General features: G+C 63.7%; 21 protein-coding genes and 1 pseudogene. 10 read left to right on the top strand and 12 right to left on the bottom strand.

All coding sequences use genetic code 11. The features are described from left to right. Positions 1 to 229 precede the first annotated feature (229 nt). From DUPY_RS18755 to DUPY_RS29275, 7 genes and pseudogenes are all read left to right on the top strand, one after another. Entirely contained in the window at positions 230 to 796 is a 567-nt protein-coding gene (locus DUPY_RS18755; RefSeq protein WP_070250008.1) for an RNA polymerase sigma factor, read from the top strand. After that, positions 793 to 1,209: a DUF3619 family protein gene (locus DUPY_RS18750; RefSeq protein ID WP_070250006.1), complete on the top strand. Its 417-nt coding sequence runs from the start codon at positions 793 to 795 to the stop codon at positions 1,207 to 1,209. Before DUPY_RS18755 ends, DUPY_RS18750 begins: the two co-directional genes overlap by 4 nt. Continuing rightward, positions 1,209 to 1,958: a DUF3106 domain-containing protein gene (locus DUPY_RS18745; RefSeq protein WP_070250004.1), complete on the top strand. Its 750-nt coding sequence runs from the start codon at positions 1,209 to 1,211 to the stop codon at positions 1,956 to 1,958. The genes DUPY_RS18750 and DUPY_RS18745 overlap by 1 nt, the downstream gene beginning before the upstream one ends. Next, a complete protein-coding gene (locus DUPY_RS18740; protein ID WP_070250002.1) occupies positions 1,945 to 2,475 on the top strand; it encodes an RDD family protein in 531 nt (176 codons plus the stop codon). The genes DUPY_RS18745 and DUPY_RS18740 overlap by 14 nt, the downstream gene beginning before the upstream one ends. Before the next feature lie 112 nt (positions 2,476 to 2,587). Beyond that, complete coding sequence (locus DUPY_RS18735; protein WP_141749603.1) at positions 2,588 to 3,094, top strand: DUF2721 domain-containing protein; 507 nt, start codon at positions 2,588 to 2,590, stop codon at positions 3,092 to 3,094. Positions 3,095 to 3,209: 115 nt separating this feature from the next. Beyond that, positions 3,210 to 3,641: pseudogene (locus tag DUPY_RS29280) on the top strand (hypothetical protein); the annotation flags it as partial. Positions 3,642 to 3,908: 267 nt separating this feature from the next. Beyond that, positions 3,909 to 4,274: an FxDxF family PEP-CTERM protein gene (locus DUPY_RS29275; protein WP_371851802.1), complete on the top strand. Its 366-nt coding sequence runs from the start codon at positions 3,909 to 3,911 to the stop codon at positions 4,272 to 4,274. 15 nt (positions 4,275 to 4,289) lie between these two features. On the opposite strand, the gene DUPY_RS18725 is transcribed toward DUPY_RS29275, so the two are convergent. From DUPY_RS18725 to DUPY_RS18670, 12 genes are all read right to left on the bottom strand, one after another. After that, entirely contained in the window at positions 4,290 to 5,039 is a 750-nt protein-coding gene (locus tag DUPY_RS18725; protein ID WP_070249995.1) for an rRNA pseudouridine synthase, read from the bottom strand. Beyond that, a complete protein-coding gene (gene ltaE, locus DUPY_RS18720) occupies positions 5,036 to 6,058 on the bottom strand; it encodes a low-specificity L-threonine aldolase (RefSeq protein WP_070249993.1) in 1,023 nt (340 codons plus the stop codon). The genes DUPY_RS18725 and ltaE overlap by 4 nt, the downstream gene beginning before the upstream one ends. Before the next feature lie 20 nt (positions 6,059 to 6,078). Next, positions 6,079 to 6,993: a class I SAM-dependent methyltransferase gene (locus DUPY_RS18715; protein ID WP_141749602.1), complete on the bottom strand. Its 915-nt coding sequence runs from the start codon at positions 6,991 to 6,993 to the stop codon at positions 6,079 to 6,081. A 1-nt stretch (position 6,994) separates the two neighbouring features. Further along, a complete protein-coding gene (gene fdx, locus DUPY_RS18710; protein WP_070249992.1) occupies positions 6,995 to 7,336 on the bottom strand; it encodes an ISC system 2Fe-2S type ferredoxin in 342 nt (113 codons plus the stop codon). 138 nt (positions 7,337 to 7,474) lie between these two features. Next, positions 7,475 to 9,355 carry a Fe-S protein assembly chaperone HscA gene (hscA, locus tag DUPY_RS18705; protein WP_070249990.1) on the bottom strand — a complete coding sequence of 627 codons (1,881 nt, stop codon included), beginning with the start codon at positions 9,353 to 9,355 and terminating at the stop codon, positions 7,475 to 7,477. A 76-nt stretch (positions 9,356 to 9,431) separates the two neighbouring features. Then, positions 9,432 to 9,947: a Fe-S protein assembly co-chaperone HscB gene (hscB, locus tag DUPY_RS18700; protein WP_070249988.1), complete on the bottom strand. Its 516-nt coding sequence runs from the start codon at positions 9,945 to 9,947 to the stop codon at positions 9,432 to 9,434. A 6-nt stretch (positions 9,948 to 9,953) separates the two neighbouring features. Next, the gene (gene iscA, locus DUPY_RS18695; RefSeq protein ID WP_070249986.1) at positions 9,954 to 10,277 is read right to left on the bottom strand and encodes an iron-sulfur cluster assembly protein IscA; all 324 of its coding nucleotides are present in this window, start codon (positions 10,275 to 10,277) and stop codon (positions 9,954 to 9,956) included. Positions 10,278 to 10,324: 47 nt separating this feature from the next. Then, positions 10,325 to 10,717 carry a Fe-S cluster assembly scaffold IscU gene (iscU, locus tag DUPY_RS18690; protein ID WP_019920391.1) on the bottom strand — a complete coding sequence of 131 codons (393 nt, stop codon included), beginning with the start codon at positions 10,715 to 10,717 and terminating at the stop codon, positions 10,325 to 10,327. A 49-nt stretch (positions 10,718 to 10,766) separates the two neighbouring features. Continuing rightward, positions 10,767 to 12,023, bottom strand: a complete 1,257-nt coding sequence (locus DUPY_RS18685) for an IscS subfamily cysteine desulfurase (RefSeq protein ID WP_070249984.1) — start codon at positions 12,021 to 12,023, stop codon at positions 10,767 to 10,769. A gap of 46 nt (positions 12,024 to 12,069) precedes the next feature. After that, complete coding sequence (gene iscR, locus DUPY_RS18680) at positions 12,070 to 12,552, bottom strand: Fe-S cluster assembly transcriptional regulator IscR (RefSeq protein WP_026637015.1); 483 nt, start codon at positions 12,550 to 12,552, stop codon at positions 12,070 to 12,072. A 138-nt stretch (positions 12,553 to 12,690) separates the two neighbouring features. Beyond that, a complete protein-coding gene (locus DUPY_RS18675) occupies positions 12,691 to 13,467 on the bottom strand; it encodes a uracil-DNA glycosylase family protein (protein ID WP_070249982.1) in 777 nt (258 codons plus the stop codon). A 49-nt stretch (positions 13,468 to 13,516) separates the two neighbouring features. Next, the gene (locus tag DUPY_RS18670) at positions 13,517 to 14,839 is read right to left on the bottom strand and encodes a glucoamylase family protein (protein WP_070249980.1); all 1,323 of its coding nucleotides are present in this window, start codon (positions 14,837 to 14,839) and stop codon (positions 13,517 to 13,519) included. A 195-nt stretch (positions 14,840 to 15,034) separates the two neighbouring features. Here DUPY_RS18670 and DUPY_RS18665 point away from each other — a divergent pair, with 195 nt between their 5' ends. The 3 genes from DUPY_RS18665 to DUPY_RS18655 form a co-directional block, all read left to right on the top strand. After that, entirely contained in the window at positions 15,035 to 16,900 is a 1,866-nt protein-coding gene (locus DUPY_RS18665) for an IucA/IucC family protein (RefSeq protein WP_070249978.1), read from the top strand. Next, positions 16,897 to 18,102 carry an MFS transporter gene (locus DUPY_RS18660; protein ID WP_070249976.1) on the top strand — a complete coding sequence of 402 codons (1,206 nt, stop codon included), beginning with the start codon at positions 16,897 to 16,899 and terminating at the stop codon, positions 18,100 to 18,102. The genes DUPY_RS18665 and DUPY_RS18660 overlap by 4 nt, the downstream gene beginning before the upstream one ends. Then, positions 18,099 to 19,785 (top strand): IucA/IucC family protein (locus tag DUPY_RS18655; protein ID WP_070249973.1); only part of this gene is annotated, 1,687 nt, incomplete at its 3' end. The genes DUPY_RS18660 and DUPY_RS18655, both read left to right, overlap by 4 nt.

Below are 19,785 nucleotides of genomic sequence, written 5' to 3'. Positions count from 1 at the left end.
ATATGAAAGCGCGTCATGTCGATGGCGGCGTTGTGTGCCTGCTGCGAGATGACCATACAGCTTCGGGGTGTTCAAAGCGTCCCATACGGTACACCTGATGCACCATTTTGAGCAAGAACAAAGTAGAAAAAGGCTAGTTACCGGTGCAAAAAATGGGTGGATCGACGTAAAACCATGCAAATACGTGGGATTTTTGCTAGGATGCGGTCAGTTTTCCACAACCTCCAGCATGGCCACAGACAAAGAACTCTCCGACTTCCTCGAGAACGTCGAACGGCGCGCCTTCAAGCAAGCGGTCTACGCGGTGCGCAAGGACGAATCGGCCCTGGACATCGTGCAGGACGCGATGATCAAGCTCGCCGAAAAATACGGCGACAAGCCGGCCGCCGAGCTGCCCATGCTGTTCCAGCGCATCCTGCAAACCACCATCCTCGACTACTTCCGCCGCGAAAAGGTCCGCAATACCTGGGTCACGCTGTTTTCCGGCATGGGTTCGTCGAAAGATGGCGAGGACGATTTTGATATACTGGAATCTTTCGCCGAGGAAGGTTCTGAGGCTGCCGAATCGTCCGCCGACAAGGTCGAGCGCCAGCAAATGCTGGAATTGATCGATAACGAGGTACAAAAGCTTCCGGCGCGTCAACGAGAAGCGTTCCTCATGCGTTATTGGCAGGACATGGATGTGGCTGAAACAGCCGAAGCAATGGGATGTTCCGAAGGGAGCGTGAAGACGCATTGCTCACGCGCAACTCACGCACTGGCCGCCTCGCTCAAAGCCTTGGGAATTAAATTATGAACACCGACGATCTGAACTTCGCGTACAAGGTACGCCACGCGCTCAACGAGCGGCTCGACGACCTGCCCGCTGCCACCACCGACCGGCTGGCGCAGGCGCGCAAGCTGGCCATGGCGCGCAAGAAAGCCCACGTGGCGGCGCCGCTCGCCGTGCGCCAGTCCCGCTTTGCCATCGCCAGCAATAACGATGGCGGCGGCGTGCTGTCGCAAGGGTTCGGCTGGCTCGGCCGCATGGGCGTGGCGCTGCCGCTGCTGCTGCTGGTCGGCGGCCTGACCGGCATCTATCACTTCGAAGAGCAGCAACGCATTGCCGACCTGGCCGAGATGGACGCCGCCGTGCTGTCCGACGAGTTGCCGCCCACGGCCTACCTCGACCACGGCTTCAATGCCTACCTGGCGCAGAGCGAGCGATAATGGCGGTCAGCGGTTCGGCCGGCATGGGCATCGCCGCACTGGCGGTGTTAGCGGTAGCAGCAGGTAGTGCGGCATGGATCGGTCCGAGCGCGAATGCGCCCTCGGCGCTCGCTGGCGCCCTGCCCGGGACGCCAGCCGCACCTGAAAAAACCCTGTGGAAAGACCTCACGCCAGCGCAGAAGATTGCGCTCGAGCCGCTCGCTGCCGAGTGGGACCAGGTCGAACCGATCCGCAAGCAGAAATGGCTGGCGATTGCCAAGCGCTACACCGCAATGAAGCCCGACGAGCAGTTGCGGGTGCAGGAACGCATGCGCGAATGGGTGCGCATGACGCCGGAAGAGCGGCGCCAGGTGCGCGAGAACTTTGCCCGTGCGCAAAAGGTCGATCCGTCGAAAAAATCCACGCAGTGGGAAAACTACCAGCAACTGTCCGACGAGCAGAAGCAGCAACTGGCAGCCAGGGCTGCCAACAAGAAACAGTTGGCCAACCTGGCCACGCCGTCGCAAAGCAAGCAACAGTTGCCCACGCCGATCAAGCCGCACCTGGCGCCGCCGGCCACGCCAGCGCCGGCGCCCGTGCCATGGCTCGATCCGGCCACCGGCCAGCCGTGGCCCGATGCGTCGAACGTCGCGCCGGTGATTGCACCAACGCCGGCCACCACGCCGCCCGTGGTTGCGCCGGCAACCGCTCCCCAGCCTCCAGCTCCGCCGGCGCCCGTCGCGCCAGCCATCCCCGATGCTGCCAAATAACGCTACGACCTTGCCTACCGTCAAACGCCGCCTGGTATCGATGGTGTACGAATTCCTGCTGGCATTCGCCGTCTTGTTCCTGCCTTTCCTGATCTTCGAAATGCTGACCGGCGCCAGTCATGCGCCCTTGGTTGAACACCTGCGCCAGGTACTGGCATTCGTCGTACTCGGCATCTACTTTGTGCACCAGTGGACGCGCAAAGGCCAGACCCTGGCCATGCGCACCTGGCGCCTCAGGCTGATCCACCCGGGCCACGAGCGCGTGGCGCCGCGCGTGGCCATGCTGCGCTACCTGCTGTGCTGGTTGTGGGTATTGCCGGCAGTGATAGTGTGCGGCGTATTCGGCTTGCAGCACTGGCAGGCGCTCGGTACTGTGCTGGCCGGAATTTTGCTGTGGTCGCTGACCGCGTTGCTGGACAAGGACCGCCAGTTCCTGCACGACCGACTGGCCGGCACCCGGCTGGTGCAACTGCCGGCGCCGCCGAAAAAACACAAGACGCCGGTTCATCCGGGCTGAAGCGTCGTTCCGCCTACTCCCACACGTCTGTAAGCATTCATCCTATATCCGCCGGTTGCGCCTGGATTTGTAATACATGCATCGTCAACTTTGATCTGCATGAGGTGAATTCGTGGACTTTCAACTGAAAGATGTGATGGAGGCGGTCGGGCCATCGGCCGCACTGGCGTTTGCCGCCTGGCTTTTCCTGCAATTGCTGCAGCAGCGTTATTCGGCGTCGTATGCGCGTTACCGGGAACTGGTGGAATCGTTCCGCAGCGATTCCGAAGGCAAGCGCCGCCAGGTGCTGCAAGAAGAAATCGAGATCTACCGCAAACGCGTGGTGTACATGCTGTACTCCACCAATATCGGCATCGGCGCGGCGATCCTGTTATTGCTGGCGCTGGTCATCAGCGGCCTGGACGCAATGGTGCAAGTGGAATGGTTCAAATACGTGGGCGGCGCAGCGATCGTGATGGGATTGTTCCTGGTGATACCGGCGGCGATCCTGATGATCATCGAGAACCAGATGATACGGCGGCCGATCGAGCTGGAACTGGCCGACCTGGAAGAATTTCAGGGCTCATCCGAGCCGGTACTATCGGCACAGCAAGGGCGAAAAACCTTGGCGCCGCAATAAGTTTGTCATAAATGCTTGTAATTATTGAATTATAATAAGTACAAGCCTTGTGGTATCCACTACAAGGCGGTGCACCTACCAGTGCAATCTTCCTGCCAACCATCCTGGACACCACATGAAACTTACAAAAATGAAACTTCTGGCAGCACTGATCGTTGGCGCTTCCGCCATGCCTGCAATGGCCGTGCCGCTGTTCGGCGTGACCTACGCTGGTGACTTTTCGCCGACCGCCATCAACAACTCCGGCCAGGTCGTTGGCCGCGTCGCCGGCGCAACCGTGTTGTACAGCGGCAGCAGCCTGTCGGTCCTCGGTGGCAGCAACATGGTGGTGACCGGCATCAATGATGCCGCCACTGTCGTGGGCTACCAAACCTCGAACACCGGCGTGCGCCAGGCGTTCATCCAGTCCAATGGCACCCTCACCAACATCGGCGCCGCCAGCGTGGACGTGGGCGATCTGTCAATCAACAATGCGGGCCAAGTGGCCGGCAGCTTCGGTGTGGCGGGCGACCAGCGCCACGCCTTCCTGTACCAGGATGGTACTTTGACCGACCTCAACCAGGGACAGGCTGCGCCTTTCGAGGGGTCGGCCACCGCCATCAACAACCAGGGCCAGATCGCTGGCACCGCCGGCGAATACTCGTGGTCGGCCACCCCGGTCATCTACGCCAATGGCACCACCACGCCACTGGCCAACAGCCGCCCCGATGGCTACCAGATTTACGCCAGCGGCATCAGCGACAACAGTGATGTCCTGCTCAATGGCCGTTATGGCCCAAGCGGCAGCATCGAGAGTTTTGTCTATTCGAAGGGTGTGCTGACCAACATCGGCGAGTTCAGCGGCCTCGACATCAACGGCTCATCGCTGGTGGTGGGTACCAACGCCTTGGGCGGCGGTTCGGCGCACCTGTGGGACAGCGGCACGCTGTACAACCTGAACAGCCTCATCGATCCGGCTTCGGGCTGGTATCTGCAGTCGGCCGTCGGCATCAACGACAACAACCAGATTGCCGCGTTCGGCTGCCGTACCACTGGCGCACTGGAGTGCGGTACCCTGATCCTGTCGGCGCAAGGCGTCTCCGCAGTGCCGGAGCCAACTACCTACGCCATGATGCTTGGCGGCCTGGGCATGCTCGGCTTCATGGCGCGCCGTCGCCGCGCGGCCAAAAGCACCGCTTAATGTAATAAGAAGTAATCAGAAGCGCTCGTGATCCTGCAGGTAGCGCCACTCGCCTGCAGGCAAGCTCGACATGGCGATCCGGCCGATGCGGATGCGCTTCATCGACACCACCTCCAGGCCCACCATCTTGCACATGTGCTCGATCTGGCCGGGCTTGGGGGCTTTCACCGCGAAGCGCAGACGGTTCTCGTTCTGCCAGCTGACCTTGATCGGTGGCAGCGGCTTGCCGTTGAATGGCAAACCGTGGTTCAGCAGCGCCAGGCCGTTGTCGCGGATCTGGCCGCCCACTTCCACGATAATTTCTTCTTCGATCTTGCTCGAATCATCGACCAGCTTGCGCGTCACGCGGAAGTCCTGGGTGAAAATCAAGAGGCCACTGGCCTTGGTCTCCAGCGGCGTAGTCAAGGTCAGGTTGGCGAAGTGACGTTTCAGTACGCGCTGCGCCGGCGCCGTGCGCGTGAGTGACGCCGGCTGCAGCAGGTGGAGCGCCTGCTGGCCGTCCTTGCCGACGCCTCCATTCACCCCGGCCGGCTTGTGCAGCAGCAGCGTGACCGGCACGATTTCCAGCAAGGTGGCGTCGTCGGCCACCGTGATCTGCTGCTCGGCCGTGACGCGTGCGCCGGCGTCTTCCACCAGCACACCATCGACACTGACGTAACCGCCCTCGATATAAACCTCGGCCTCGCGGCGCGAGCACGGGCGTTCCTCGGCCAGGCGCTTGGCCAGGCGCACGGTGTTGTCGTTGTCCTTGTCAGGGGTGTTCATCCGAAAAAATCTCCAAATACGGTAATCGCGCGATCGATATCGTCGCGCGTGGCATCCATGTGCGTGACGATGCGCAGCCGGGGCGCCATCGACACGCGAATGCGGGTCAGTTGCAGCACGTCGTTCAAGCCCTGGCATACGAACGCGGGAATGTCGACGTAAAAAATATTGGTCTGCGGCGTGCTGACCTTGATGTTCTTCATCTTGGCCAGTTCGCCGGCAAAGTAGGCAGCGTTGGCATGGTCGTCCGCCAGGCGGCCGATATTGTGTTCGAGCGCGTACAGGCCGCCGGCGGCAATCATGCCGGCCTGGCGCATGCCGCCGCCGAGCATCTTGCGCCAGCGCCTGGCTTCCTTGATCAGGGGCCGGGTGCCGCACAGGATCGAGCCGACCGGCGCCCCGAGACCTTTCGACAAACAGATCGAGGCGCTGTCGAAACCGGCCAGCGCCTCGCGCGGACTCACGCCCAGCTTGACGGCGGCGTTGCACAGGCGCGCGCCGTCGAGGTGCGTGGCCAGGCCCTTGTCATGCGCCAGCTTGGTGGCCGCGCCGGTGGTGTCGAGGCTCAGCACCCGGCCGCCGATGGTGTTTTCCAGCGCCAGCAGGCGCGTGCGCGCGAAATGAAAATCGTCGGGCTTGATGTAGGCGGCGATGTCGTCGAGCGCGATGCTGCCGTCGGGCTGGTTGATGATCGGCTGCGGCTGGATGCTGCCCAACACGGCTGCACCACCGCCTTCGTACTTGTAAGTGTGCGCTTCCTGGCCGACCAGGTATTCGTCGCCGCGGCCGCAGTGGACCAGCAGCGCCAGCAGGTTGCTCTGGGTGCCGGACGGCGCGAACAGCGCATCCTCGTAGCCGAACAGGTCGGCGGCATATTCCTGCAGGCGGTTGACGGTGGGGTCGTCGCCGTAGACATCGTCGCCGACTTCCGCTGCGTTCATGGCGGCGCGCATGGCCGCGCTGGGGCGGGTGACAGTGTCGCTGCGCAGGTCCAGCCAGTTTTCATGATGCTCAGCCATCGTGCCCTGCCCCTTTGAAGTTATACCTGCTCTGTAAAGAACCGCTTGTCCATTTCCTGCAAACCTACCGTGTCGAGTACTTCCTTCAACCGCTCGGCAGGCCGCTGGCGCGGCAGGTTCTTGTACGTGGCGATAATCAGCTCGTTTTTCATCGAGTGCTCCCAGCCCACCAGCTCCGTCACCGTCACCTGGTAGCCATGCGCTTCCAGTTGCAGGCAGCGCAGCACGTTGGTGATCTGGCTGCCGAATTCGCGCGTGTGGATCGGGTGGCGCCAGATTTCCGACAGCGCCGACTTGCCCATCGATTGGCCCTTGTTCTTCTTCAGCACCGACGCCACCTCGGCCTGGCAGCACGGCACCAGCACCAGGTGTTGCGCCCGCTTTTGCAGCGCGAAATCGATGGCGTCGTCGGTAGCGGTGTTACAGGCATGCAGCGCGGTGACGATGTCGATTTGCGGCGGCAGCAGGTTCGACTCGGTGGACTCGGCCACCGACAGCGGCAGGAACGACATGCCGGGGAAGTCGAATTGCGCGGCCAGTTGCTGCGAGCGCGCGACCAGTTCTTCGCGCGTCTCGATGCCGTAGATGTGCGAGCCTGCTTCGAGCGCCTTGAAGAACAGGTCGTAGATGATGAAGCCCAGGTACGACTTGCCGGCGCCGTGATCGACCAGCGACACATGGCCCTTGGCGGCCAGCACGTCTTTGAGCAGCGGCTCGATGAACTGGTACAGGTGGTAGACCTGTTTCAGCTTGCGGCGGCTGTCCTGGTTCATCTTGCCGTCGCGCGTGAGGATGTGCAGTTCCTGCAGCAGCGCCACGGTCTGGCCTTCGCGGATTTCCGGCATGTTGTCGGCGCCGGTGACTGTCGTGCCGATTTTACCGGCGCCAATCTTTGGTGCTACCGGCTTCTTTGCACCGGCCTTGGCAGACGCCATATCAGTGGCTGCCTTCGCTGGCGTGGTTGATCGTGTATTTCGGGATCTCGATCACCATGTCTGCATCGGCCACCACGGCCTGGCACGACAGGCGCGACACGGCTTCCAGGCCCCAGGCCTTGTCCAGCATGTCCTCTTCGGTTTCGCTCGCTTCGTTCAGCGACTCGATCCCCTCGCGCACCAGCACGTGGCAGGTGGTGCAGGCGCACGATTTTTCGCACGCGTGCTCGATGTTGATGTCGTTCTCGAGCATGATGTCGCACAGGGTCTGGCCCGGCTTGGCTTCAACGACGGCGCCGTCCGGGCACAGTTTGGCGTGGGGCAGGAATACGATTTGTGGCACTTGATACCTCTACATTAAATTTGGCGCCGCCGTCATCCTCGCGAACGCGGGGATCCATGGACACTTGACTTAGCCGGCTCAGTATGGATTCCCGCGTGCGCGGGAATGACGGATTTTCGGCTAATGGTTTTTTACGTCTTACACAACCTGGTCCAACGCCTTGCCCGCCAGCGCGCTGCGCACGCTGCGGTCCATCCGGCGCGACGCGAATTCTTCGGTGCCGTGGGCCAGCGCTTCCACTGCCGCTTTCACGGCGCCGTGGTCTGCTGCGCCGCTTTGCGATTTGGCCAGCACGTCGCGGGTGGCAGCGAGCAGCGCGTCAACCGATGCGCGTTCCTCACCGGACAGCAGCGCAGCGTCTTCATCGAGCGCCGCCTGCGTGGCCAGCAGGATGCGTTCCGCTTCCACCTGCTCTTCGCGCAGTGCGCGGGCGATCATGTCCACGTCGGCCGATTTATACGACTCTTGCAGCATGCGCGCGACGTCGTCGTCACCGAGGCCATAAGCCGGCTTGACGCTGATCGACGCCTCCACGCCCGAACGCAATTCGCGCGCAGACACCGACAGCAAGCCATCTGCATCGACCTGGTACGTGATGCGGATGCGCGCCGCGCCGGCGGCCATCGGCGGAATGCCGCGCAGCTCGAAGCGGGCCAGCGAACGGCAGTCGGTTACCAGTTCGCGCTCGCCCTGCAACACGTGCACGGCCAGGGCAGTCTGGCCGTCCTTGAAGGTCGTGAATTCCTGCGCACGCGCGCACGGAATGGTCGAATTGCGCGGAATGATTTTTTCCACCAGCCCGCCCATGGTCTCGATGCCGAGCGACAGCGGGATCACGTCGAGCAGCAGCCAGTCGTCGCCGGCGGCGCGATTGCCGGCCAGCAGATTGGCCTGCACGGCGGCGCCGAGCGCCACGACTTTATCGGGATCGATATTGGCGTGCGGGGTGGTATGGAAGTACTCGCCCACCGCGCGCTGCACGTGCGGCATGCGCGTGGCGCCGCCGACCATGACTACGCCGTCGACGTCGTCCGGATCGATGCTGGCGTCGCGCAGCGCTTTCCTGATCGCGTTCATGGTCTTGACGACCAGGTGCCTGGTGATCTCGTGGAAGGTCTCGGCCGTGATGCGCAGGTGGACTTCCTCGCCCGAGTTGAGGATCGCATCGACCGTCACTTCGGCTTTGCTCGACAGCAGTTCCTTGGCCTCGCGCGCCTTGATCATCAGGGTGGCAGTGTCTTCATCGGACAGTGGCGCGAGCTTTTCCTGCTGGTGGATGTAGCAGAACAGGCGGTGGTCGAAGTCGTCGCCGCCCAGGGCGGAATCGCCACCGGTGGCCAGTACTTCGAACACGCCTTTCGACAGGCGCAGGATCGAGATGTCGAAGGTGCCGCCACCGAGGTCGTACACCGCGTACACGCCTTCGGAACCGTTATCGAGGCCGTAGGCAATCGCTGCAGCAGTCGGCTCCGACAGCAAACGCAGCACGTTGATGCCGGCCAGTTGCGCGGCGTCCTTGGTGGCCTGGCGCTGGGCGTCGTCGAAGTATGCTGGCACGGTGATCACCGCGCCCACCAGGTCGTCGCCGAGCGAATCTTCGGCGCGCTGGCGCAGGGTGGCCAGGATTTGCGCCGAAATCTCCACCGGGCTTTTCACGCCAGCGACGGTTTTCAGCTGCACCATGCCGGGCGTGTCCTGGAAATCGTACGGCATGTTTTCCACGTAGGCGATATCGGCCAGGCCGCGTCCCATGAAGCGCTTGACCGAGACGATGGTGTTCTTCGGGTCGGTCGCTTGCGCCTGCTGGGCCTTGTAGCCGATGTTGGCATGGCCGTTGGGCAGGTAGCGCACCACGGACGGCAGCAGCGTGCGGCCCTCCTCGTCAGCCAGCACTTCTGGAATGCTGTTGCGCACAGTGGCAACGAGCGAATTGGTGGTACCAAGGTCGATCCCGACCGCCAGCCGATGCTGGTGCGGTGCGGTGGACATGCCTGGTTCGGAGATTTGCAGAAGTGCCATGGGTGGAACCTGTATTCTTGTTGGTTTGCCTGAGCGGTGACAGCAACCTGCGGAGCTTGCGCAAGCCCCGCAGGCGTCAGGCTTCGATTGCTTCGAAGGCGAAGCGGACTTCTTCGCCGAATTTTTCGAGGAACATCAGCGCGCGCACGCCCTGGGCGGCGCCGACGTAGTCGGCGGCATCGAGCTGCTGTTCGATCTCGGCCAGCTGCGCCTTGCGGGCGGCGCGCAGGTCGCGGTCGAGCGCATCGAGGGCGTCGCTGTCTTTCGCCGCGCGGGCGTCGCCCAGCGCTTCGCGCCATTCCATCTGCTGCATAAGGAACGCCACCGGCATCGCGGTATTCGACTCGGTTTGCAGATCGACGCCGTGCAGTTCGCACAGGTACTGGGCGCGCTTTTGCGGATTTTTCAGCGTTTGATACGCCTCGTTGGCGCGCGTGGCCCACTGCATGGCGACGCGCTTTTCAGCGTCGGTCGCGCCCACGAATTTGTCGGGATGAACCCGGCTCTGCACGTCGCGGTAGGCGTTGTCGAGCGCGCCGGTATCGACGGCAAAGCGCTGTGGCAGCTGGAACAGCTCGTAATGATTTTGCATAAGCGATTAAATGCGGAAGCTCTCGCCGCAACCACAAGCGTCTTTTTCGTTCGGATTATGGAACTTGAAGCCTTCGTTCAAGCCTTCGCGTGCGAAGTCCAGCTCGGTGCCATCGATGTACGGCAGGCTTTTCGGATCGACAAACACTTTGACGCCGTGCGACTCGAAGACGCTGTCCTCGTCGGCCTTCTCATCGACATATTCGAGCTTGTACGCCAGGCCCGAGCAACCGGTGGTGCGCACGCCAAAACGCAAACCGACGCCCTTGCCGCGGCGTTCGATGTAGCGATTGATGTGCTTGGCTGCTTTTTCGGTCAGGGTAATTGCCATGGTGTTTCTCCGTTACGTCCCCGAAGGGACGCGTATTTCACTTGACGTTAAGCTGCAACCGCTGGGTGCTTGGCTTGATAATCTTGCACAGCGGCTTTGATCGCGTCTTCTGCCAGGATCGAGCAGTGGATCTTGACCGGTGGCAGCGCCAGTTCTTCGGCGATTTGCGTGTTCTTGATGGCCAGTGCCTGGTCCAGGGTTTTGCCCTTGACCCATTCGGTTACCAGCGAGCTCGAGGCGATAGCCGAACCGCAGCCATACGTCTTGAACTTGGCATCTTCGATCAGGCCATCGGCGCCAACCTTGATTTGCAGTTTCATCACGTCGCCGCAGGCCGGCGCGCCGACCATGCCGGTGCCGATGCTGTCATCGCCCTTGTCGAAAGCGCCGACGTTGCGTGGGTTTTCGTAGTGGTCCAGTACTTTTTCCGAGTAAGCCATTTTGTTGCTCCTGTATCTTTTAGGTGATTCGTACGTAGCGCGCGGTATTTTAGTGCGCGGCCCACTGGATCGAGCTGATGTCGATCCCTTCCTTGAACATGTCCCACAGCGGCGACAGTTCACGCAATTTGCCAACTTTCGACTTCATCAGTTCGATGGCGAAGTCGATGTCTTCTTCGGTCGTGAAACGGCCGATGGTAAAGCGGATCGAGCTATGCGCCAGTTCGTCGCTGCGGCCCAGGGCACGCAATACGTACGATGGCTCCAGGCTGGCCGAAGTACAGGCCGAACCCGACGACACGGCCAGGTCTTTCACGGCCATGATCAGCGACTCGCCCTCGACGTAGTTGAAGCTGACGTTGAGGTTGTGCGGCACGCGGTGTTCCATGTCGCCGTTGATATAGGTTTCTTCGATTTCCTGCAGGCCAGTGGCCAGGCGGTCACGCAGCGCCTTGATGCGGGCGATTTCGGTGTCCATTTCCACTTTGGCCAGGCGGAACGCTTCGCCCATGCCGACGATCTGGTGGGTCGGCAAGGTACCCGAACGCAGGCCGCGCTCGTGGCCGCCACCGTGCATTTGCGCTTCGATGCGCACGCGCGGCTTGCGGCAGACGTACAGCGCGCCCACGCCTTTCGGGCCGTAGGTTTTGTGCGCGGTAAAGGTCATCAGGTCGACCTTGGTCTTTTGCAGGTCGATCACGACTTTACCGGTCGCTTGCGCAGCGTCGCAGTGGAAGATGATGCCTTTCGAGCGGCACAGCGCACCGATTTCGTCGATCGGCTGGATCACGCCGATCTCGTTGTTGACCAGCATGACCGAGACCAGGATGGTGTCGGGACGGATGGCGGCGGTCAGCTGCTCAATGGTGATCAGGCCGTTGTCCTGCGGTTCCAGGTAGGTCGCTTCGAAGCCCTGGCGTTCCAGTTCGCGCACGGTGTCGAGCACAGCCTTGTGTTCAGTCTTGACCGTGATGATGTGCTTGCCCTTGGTCTTGTAGAACTGCGCCGCGCCCTTGATGGCGAGGTTGTTCGACTCGGTGGCGCCGGAGGTCCAGATGATTTCGCGCGGATCGGCATTGACCAGGGCGGCTACGTGGGCGCGCGCCTCTTCCACTGCTTTTTCAGCGGTCCAGCCGTACATATGGCTGCGCGATGCCGGGTTGCCGAACTGCTCGCGCAGGTAAGGAATCATGGCGTCGGCCACGCGCGGGTCGATCGGCGTGGTGGCCGAATAGTCCATATAAATAGGGAAATGCGGCGCGGTCTGGAACTTTACGGCGGCGAGATTTTTTTCTGGGGCGTTCATCTGGTAACTCCGTTCATCTTTTGTTTTTAGCCTGGCAAGCAATCGCTCAACCCAATGCGGCCTGGTTTTCATTGCGGTGCATGACTACCACGCTCTGGTCGGCATGCTTTTGCTTCTGTTGATCGACCAGATCCTGCAGCGACACGGAATCGAGGTAATCAACCATTTTTTCGTTGAGCGTGGCCCACAGCTCGTGGGTCATGCAACGCACGCCACTGGCGGCGTCCGCCCCGTGGCAATTTTCCTTGCCGCCACACTGGGTGGCGTCGAGCGGCTCATCGACGGCGATGATGATGTCGGCCACCGTGACTTTGTCCGCGCGCCGGGCCAGGCTGTAACCACCGCCCGGGCCACGGATCGATTCGACGATTTCGTGGCGGCGCAACTTGCCGAACAACTGCTCCAGGTACGACAGCGAAATGGCCTGGCGCTGGCTGATGCCCGAGAGCGTGACCGGGCCTTTGCCTTGGCGCAAGGCCAGGTCTATCATTGCAGTCACAGCAAAACGGCCTTTAGTGGTCAGACGCATCACTACCTCGGTTCGGTTAAAATATCGACCTTCACTTCCCTGCCCGGCACTGACTTAAGCCTGAGTAGTTGATCGAATTAGTCAAGTATACCAAACTTTATCGAAGCTTGCCGGTCTGCCCCCGGTTTCCACCAGCGATCAGGCCTTCAATAGCTGCATCGGTGCGAACAGCGCATGCATATCCTGGTTGGCAATGAAACTCAGGTTGTACGGGTGCTCGGCCACGATCTGTGGAAACTCTTGCATAACCGGCAATTTCCTCAGCAATTCGGCGATCTTGCCCCATAAAATCATGGTGGGCGTCGTGCTCGATTGCGCAGCCAGGCCAGCCATGACGGTCTCGAAAAACGGCAGCCACGCCTTGGCATCCTTGACCGGCGCCACGTGGCTGCGGAACACCAGCGACGCGTTCAGCAACAAAAAGCCCTGGCTGGTGAGCTTGCGCTGCATCTCGTCCAGGCTCTGGATATGGGTGCCGGCGCCGCTGCGCGCAAGGGCCGATACGGCCGCCATGGCGTCGCCGGCGGTGTTGTCGCGTTGCAGTTGCCCATCGGCCACCAACAGCATCTTCATGAAGTTGCGCAGCGACGTGGCCTTGTTCACCGCTTTCGACAGGCCACCGCCCGTCTCGCTCGACCACAAGCTGCCGACGGCGCCGTCCATGAAACAGACGCCGGTGGCGCTGGCCGCGCGCGGATACGGGCCCTCGCCCACCAGCACGTAGCGCACCTGGTCCAGCGGCAGGGCAAACGCGGCAAACAAGCGGCCTTCGGTGGGCAGATACTCGTCGACTGCCAGTTGCGGCAGGTAAGCGGGCGTGGCGTGCATGACCGCTTGCAGGCCCTCGATTAACAGGGGACGCCAGGAAGCGTGGGCGCCTTCGAGCGCGGCAAGTATCGGATCGGGAATGGTCATGGCGGCAAGGCAAGCGGACAAAGGCGCGATTGTAGCGTGCCTGTCGCCTTTATTGTTGCTCCAGCCAGCCGCCGTCGAAGCCTGCGCGCAGCAAGCCGGTGCGGATGCAAGCGTTGCCGCGCATCAGGCGCCAAATGAAATCGTGCAGGTAGTTGTCGGCCATGATGATGGCCGGGCCCTTGTCGATACCGAAGTGGTACGGCGACACCCAGCGCACGCAACCGCCGCGCGCCTGGTGGAACACGGTGGAAAACGATGGTTTGAAACCGCAAGACCGGTCCTCGTGCAGGTCCATCGCCTGGTAGTGGGCGATGGTGGGCAGCACGATCTCGGGCGCAAACGGCAAGGAAGCTGCCACCGCCCACGGCGCCAGGGTGCCATCGTCGGGGCCATACGGCACGGCGCGGGCGGTGTAGTCGTAAAACTTGCGCTGCACTCCACCGATCTTGCGCGTGCCGGGACCGGGGCCGTCGCAGGCCGAGATGCCCCAGTGCAGCGCATCGTATTCGGGGAAGCCGAGCGGGTTTTCGATCGCGTAGCGTTGCTGGACCAGCGTGGCGCGGCGGCTGTTCTCGAAATAGTCGAGGTCGTGGGCGCGCATGGCATGGTCGCGGATGCCGCGCGTATCGAGCCACACGTGCGACATCTGGTGGATGAACAGCGGCCCCGCGTACAGGTACTCGATGCCGTAGATGGTCTTCCACTCGTAGCTGGCAGCCCAGGCGTCGTAACTGTCGCGCTCGATAGGGTACGTGGGCGAACCGAGCGCCAGCACGTACAGGATCAGCGCCTCGTCGTAACCCTCCCAGTGCCAGCGCAGGAAACCTTTGCCCGGTTTCCAGCCGTGGCACAGCAAGCGCTTGCGGCGGCGCATCCATTGCCAGTCCACGCGGCGGTACAGCAGGTCGCCCAACTCGCGGATCTCGCGCTCCTGCTGGTCGTCGCCAGCGAAATATTCGACCGTGGCCAGCACACCGGCGATCAGCAGCGCGGTGTCGATGCTCGATAGCTCGCAGTCGCGCGCCCGCGCGCCGGTCTCCATGTCGAGGAAGTGATAGTAGAAACCCTTGTAGCCGGTGGCGGTGGGCGCTTCGCTCTGCTCGCTGGCAGCAAAAAAACGCAAGGTGGCCAGGGTGCGGGCGATGGCATCCACGCGCGGCATGAAGCCGCGTTCGACCGCGATCGGGTAACAGGTGAGCGCCATGCCGACTGCCGCGATGCTGGCGGGCCAGCCGGCGCCGGCGGTTTTATCGCGCACCAGGCCGTTGGCCGGGTTGGTTTCGGTAACGAAGTAGTCGAACGACTGCCTCTGCAGCTCGGTCAGCAGCTTGCGCGTGGCGGCAGTGCTGGCGGGTAGCGCGATCCTGTTCATTTTCTGGCAACAATGTCTAAAAATAACATCGTTACACGGCGCGGCCTGATGGTATGTCTTCCATCGCACGGATGGGATCGTATTCTAACCAACAGTATAAATACGAATCATTATCATTTTCATTGACAGTCACAACATGAAACTTTATTGTGGCCGCATAGCAATCAGGCAACCTTCACTCATTGATATCCTTCCATGCAACCGACCCAGTCATTCGCACCGCACTACCCCGCCGCCCACACCCGCACCGTGCGCCAATGGATCGAAGCATTCTGGAACGAAGGATGCCTGCAAGGCGCCATCGAAGCGGGCGGCGCCCGACTGCGGCTCGACGGCCGCGATGATCACGGACAAGCCAGGAGCTACCACATCGACATCGCCCACCACGGCGGCTTCGACCGGCTGCGCCTGGAGGGCGCGTTGCGCAGCACACAGCCGGGCGCCGCGCCACCGGACGATATCGACGGTGTCGTCAGCGCGCTGGTGCGCCACTTGCAACCGGCGCCGTCGGCGCTGCGCCAGTTCATCAACGAGCTGCGCCACACGGCCCTGAACCAGGCCTGGGCGTTGGCGGCCCCTGCGCACGCTACCCTGGCATCGCCATACGCGCTGCAGGAGGCGCAGCTCGGCGACGGCCACCCCTACCACCCGTGCTTTCGCTCGCGCATCGGCTTCAGCGTGCAGGACAACCTGCGCTACGCACCCGAACACGCGCAACCGTTCGCCCTGGTGTGGCTAGCCATCGCGGTGGCAGCGAGCAGCACCCATACCCTCGATGGCCTCGACTACGAGAGCTTCGTCGAAGCGCAACTGGGCACGCCGGAGTACCGCCGGCTGCGCGGCGAGATCGAAGCGCAGGGTCACCCACCCGCGCGTTACCGGCTGCTGCCGGTCCATCCATGGCAATGGGACCACGCCCTCGCCCTGCACTTTGCCGGCTGGCTGGCCGATGGCACGCTGCTGCACCTGGGCCAAGGCGGCGGCAACTGGCTGGCGCAGCAATCGATCCGCTCGCTCAGCAGCCTCCAGGGTGACCACCGGCACAACCTCAAGCTGCCGCTGTCCATCGCCAACAGCTCGGCCGATCGCATCCTGTCGGACCACCATGTGCACAACGCCCCCATCATCTCGGCCTGGCTGCAAGGCGTGTGCGCTGCCGATCCCTTCCTGGCGCAAGGGCCGCGCCTGGCGATCCTGGCGGAGCCGGCCGGCATTACGGTGAACGCCTCGCACCAGCGCAGCGGCGCCTACGGTTTGCTGGGCGCGATCTGGCGCCAGTCGCCGCAGTCGGTGCTGGACGCGGGCGAACAGGTGTTTCCGATGACCGCGCTGACCACGCAGGACGCCGACGGCGCACTCACCATCGCACCGTGGCTGGACCGGCATGGCGTGGAGCAGTGGGTGGCCGCGCTGCTGGAAGCGGCCGCGCCGCCGCTGCTGCACCTGATGATGGCGCACGGCGTGCTGCTCGAATGCCACGCCCAGAACACCCTGCTGATCCTGCGCGACGGCCTGCCGCGCCGCATCGCCATGCGCGACCTGCCGGGCGGCCTGCATTACCTCGACGGCGCCACCGGCGCCGACCAGCTGGCGGCATTGCGCGCAGCGCCGGCCTATCGCAACGCCCTCAATGCCAGCGGCGGCTTCCTGTTTTCCGGGACGGCCGAGGCGCGCGACTATCTTCTGGAAGTACTGTTCTTCATCAACCTGGGCGAGCTGGCCTGGCAGCTGCAGCAGCATTGCAGCTACCCGGAGGCGCTGTTCTGGCGCCAGGCCGCCGCCAGCATCGCCGGCTACCAGGCACTGTTTCCGGCCATGGCGCCGGTGCACGCGCAGTTCGACCTGCTGGGCGGCCAGGTCCGCATCGAATGCCTGGCCGCGCGCCGCCTGCTCGGCTGGAGCAGCCAGCGCCTGCGCACGGTCGCCAGTCCTCTAAGCAGCCTCCACCCGGATGCCACCGGCGTGCCAGCCAAGTTGCCAACTCAGATGACAACTCACTTGCCAACTCACTTGCCAACTCAATTGCCGACCCCGGCGCCAGACGGCGACGGCCGGTTATGAGCGCGGTTCCTGCCAGCGCCAGCGCCGGCGCCAGCCTGCCGGCCCGTGCCGTCGCGATCACGGTGGCCGGCCATTTCGGCGCCGCCTTTGCGGCGCTGTGCATGCCGCCGTTCTACGCCCAGATCCTGCAATCGAGTTTTGCCGGCCAGGCGCCGTCGCTGGCGCTGGCCGGCTGGTACTTCACCTTGCCCACGCTCGCTGCCGCACTGGCCAACCCGGCCTGGGGACGGCTGGCCGACCGCATCGGCAAGCGGGCCTCGCTGATCCGCGCCCACGCCGGACTGTGCCTGAGTTTCGTCATCACCGGCCTGGCGCGCAGCCCGCTGGAATTTGCCATCGGCCTGACCTTGCAAGGCGTCCTGGGCGGCACGTTTTCCGCGTCCAACGCTTTCCTGGCCGAGCGCCTGCCCGCGCCGCGCCTGGCCGCATTGCTGGGCGTGATGCAGGCTTCGGCGCGCACCGCGCTGTTTGCCGGACCGGCCCTGATCGGCCTGCTGTCCGGCCACGCCGACATGCTAAAGCTGTTCCTGTACCTGGCGCTGTTTCCCGGCGTGGCGTGCGTAGCGCTGGCCCTGCTGCCGGAGCCACCGGTGGTCCGCACCGCTGGCGCCAGCGCGCAGCCGCAGCCACTTGACGACGGCGCAGCAAACGTCGGCCCGTGCGGCGTCAGCGCGGCCAGCCTGTATTGGCTGCAGGCGCTGTTCGCGGTCGGCACGGTCTTGTCGTACCCGTACTTCGTCACCGATCTGGCCACCCGGCTGGACATCGACGCCGCCATGGCGGGCATGCTGTTCGGCTTGCCGCATGCGCTGTTCCTGCTGCTGGCCTGGCCGCTGGGGCGCCGCGTACGCATCGGCAACGCCCGCGCCAGCCTTGGCCGGTACGCCGCCCTCACCTGCGTCGGCATGCTGGCGCAGGCGCTGGCGGTGTCGCTGCCGTTGATGATCGCCGGCCGCGTGGTGATGGGCATCGGCATGACCGGCGCCTACCTCGCCATCAATACCCTGGCGGCTGCCAGCTCCCAGGCGGCCCGTGCCGGCCGCCACTTCGGCCGGCTGGAAGGGGCGAATAAATGGGGCGCCGTCTGCGCCGGCCTGTTTGCCAGCCTGCTGGCGCCCACGCTGGGCTACGCCGCGCCACTGTGGCTCGGTGCGGTGCTGGTGTCCACCGTGTTTTTCTCGTTGAAATGGAAACTGTTATGAACGTTCCGCTCTTCGCCGGCCAATTGCTACCAGCTTCCGCGCCGGCACGCTTCGCCGAACAGCAGCACAGCCGCCTCCTGATCAACTGCTACGCCCGCGAAGTGGCGCTGCAGGAGCATACGCTGGCCGTGCTGGCCAGCGCTGCACCACCGGGCCACCACGGCCAGGTGCTGGAAATTTCGCTGCCACGCATGGACAGCTGGCTGCGGATCGGCGTGCTGCACGTGAGTGCGACCGCCAACTTCGAGTACACCACCGACGTCTACCTGCGCAGCGGCGCGCAGCCGTGGCGCCTGGCCGGATGGCACGACGTGGCGACGCTGATCATCGAAGACCTGTCGCGCCGCACCGAGACGCCCTTCAACAACGACCTGCTGCAGCAGATCGGCGACAGCATCGCCACCATGAACGATGTACTGGCGCGCCACCCCGACCAGCCGCCCCTCCTGGGCCGGGCACCCATGACGGGGCTGGAGGCCTACATCGACAGCGAACAAAGCCTGGTCACCGGGCATCCGTTCCACCCGGCGCCCAAGAGCCGCTCCGACTGGTCGCCCGCCGAGCAGCGCGTGTATTCGCCCGAGCACAAGGCCAGCCTGCGCCTGCACTACCTGCAAGTGCCGCTGGCATGGCTGCATGGCGACGGCGTCGATGACCAGGCCGTTCAAGCGCTGCATCACCTGGCCGGCGGACTGGCGCCCGACAACGGCTGCGCCATCGTGCCGATGCACCCGTGGCAGGCCGGCTGGATGCAGCGCCAGCCCGGCATTGCGGCCGCGCTGCGCAGCGGCGCCATGCGCGACCTGGGCGTGCACGGCGCGGCCTTCCGCACCACCGCCTCGGTGCGCACCCTGCTGGCTGCCGACGCGGCGTCGTTCATCAAGCTCTCGCTCAATATGCGTATCACCAACTGCGTGCGCAACAACGCCCGCCACGAGCTGCAGGGCGCGCTGACCGGCACCCGCCTGTATCGCGCTCTGCGCGAGCCGATGCGGGCGCGCTTCCCCGGCTTCCACGTGCTCGATGAACAGGCCTACGCCACCGTCGACATCCCCGGCGCCGACGCTGCTATCGCAGACGGCTTCGGCGTACTGCTGCGTGAAGGCGTGGCCGGCCTGCTGCACCAGCAGATCCAGCCGGTGGTGTGCGCGGCACTGTTCGGTAACGGCGCGCCGGGGCGGCAGCGCGCGTTCGCGCTGATCGAACGCTATGCGCTGCACCACGGCCTGGGCCTGGAACAGGCGGCGCGCGCCTGGTTCGCGCAGTACGCGCGCACGGCGGTACACCCCACGCTGCACCTGCTGTTCGAGCACGGTTTGGCGTTCGAGCCGCACATGCAGAACACCCTGGTGGGGCTGGACGCCAAGGGTGCGCCGGTCAGTTTCATCGTGCGCGACCTCGAGCTGACGCGCCTGGCGCCGCGCGCGCACCACCTGGCGCAGGCCATGGCGCTGGAACCGGCCACGCTGGCCGCCCTGTGCTGCGACGACGAGCGGGCCTGGATCCGCATCGGCTACTGCCTGTTCGTCAACAACCTGTGCGAGGTGATCGCCGCCATCGCCAACGGCAACCACGCGCTGTCGCTGGGACTGTGGGGTGTGCTGCGCGATACGCTGCAAGACTATCTCGCGCAGTTTCCAAATCCGTCCGCCAGCCGCCGCATCCAGGGCTTGCTGGCGGGCG

Origin of the sequence: Duganella phyllosphaerae (genome assembly GCF_001758785.1) — a bacterium.
GTDB classification, from domain to species: domain Bacteria; phylum Pseudomonadota; class Gammaproteobacteria; order Burkholderiales; family Burkholderiaceae_D; genus Rugamonas; species Rugamonas phyllosphaerae.
The sequence above is the reverse complement of the archived record's forward strand: the minus strand, read 5'-3'. Positions and strand labels throughout refer to the sequence as shown.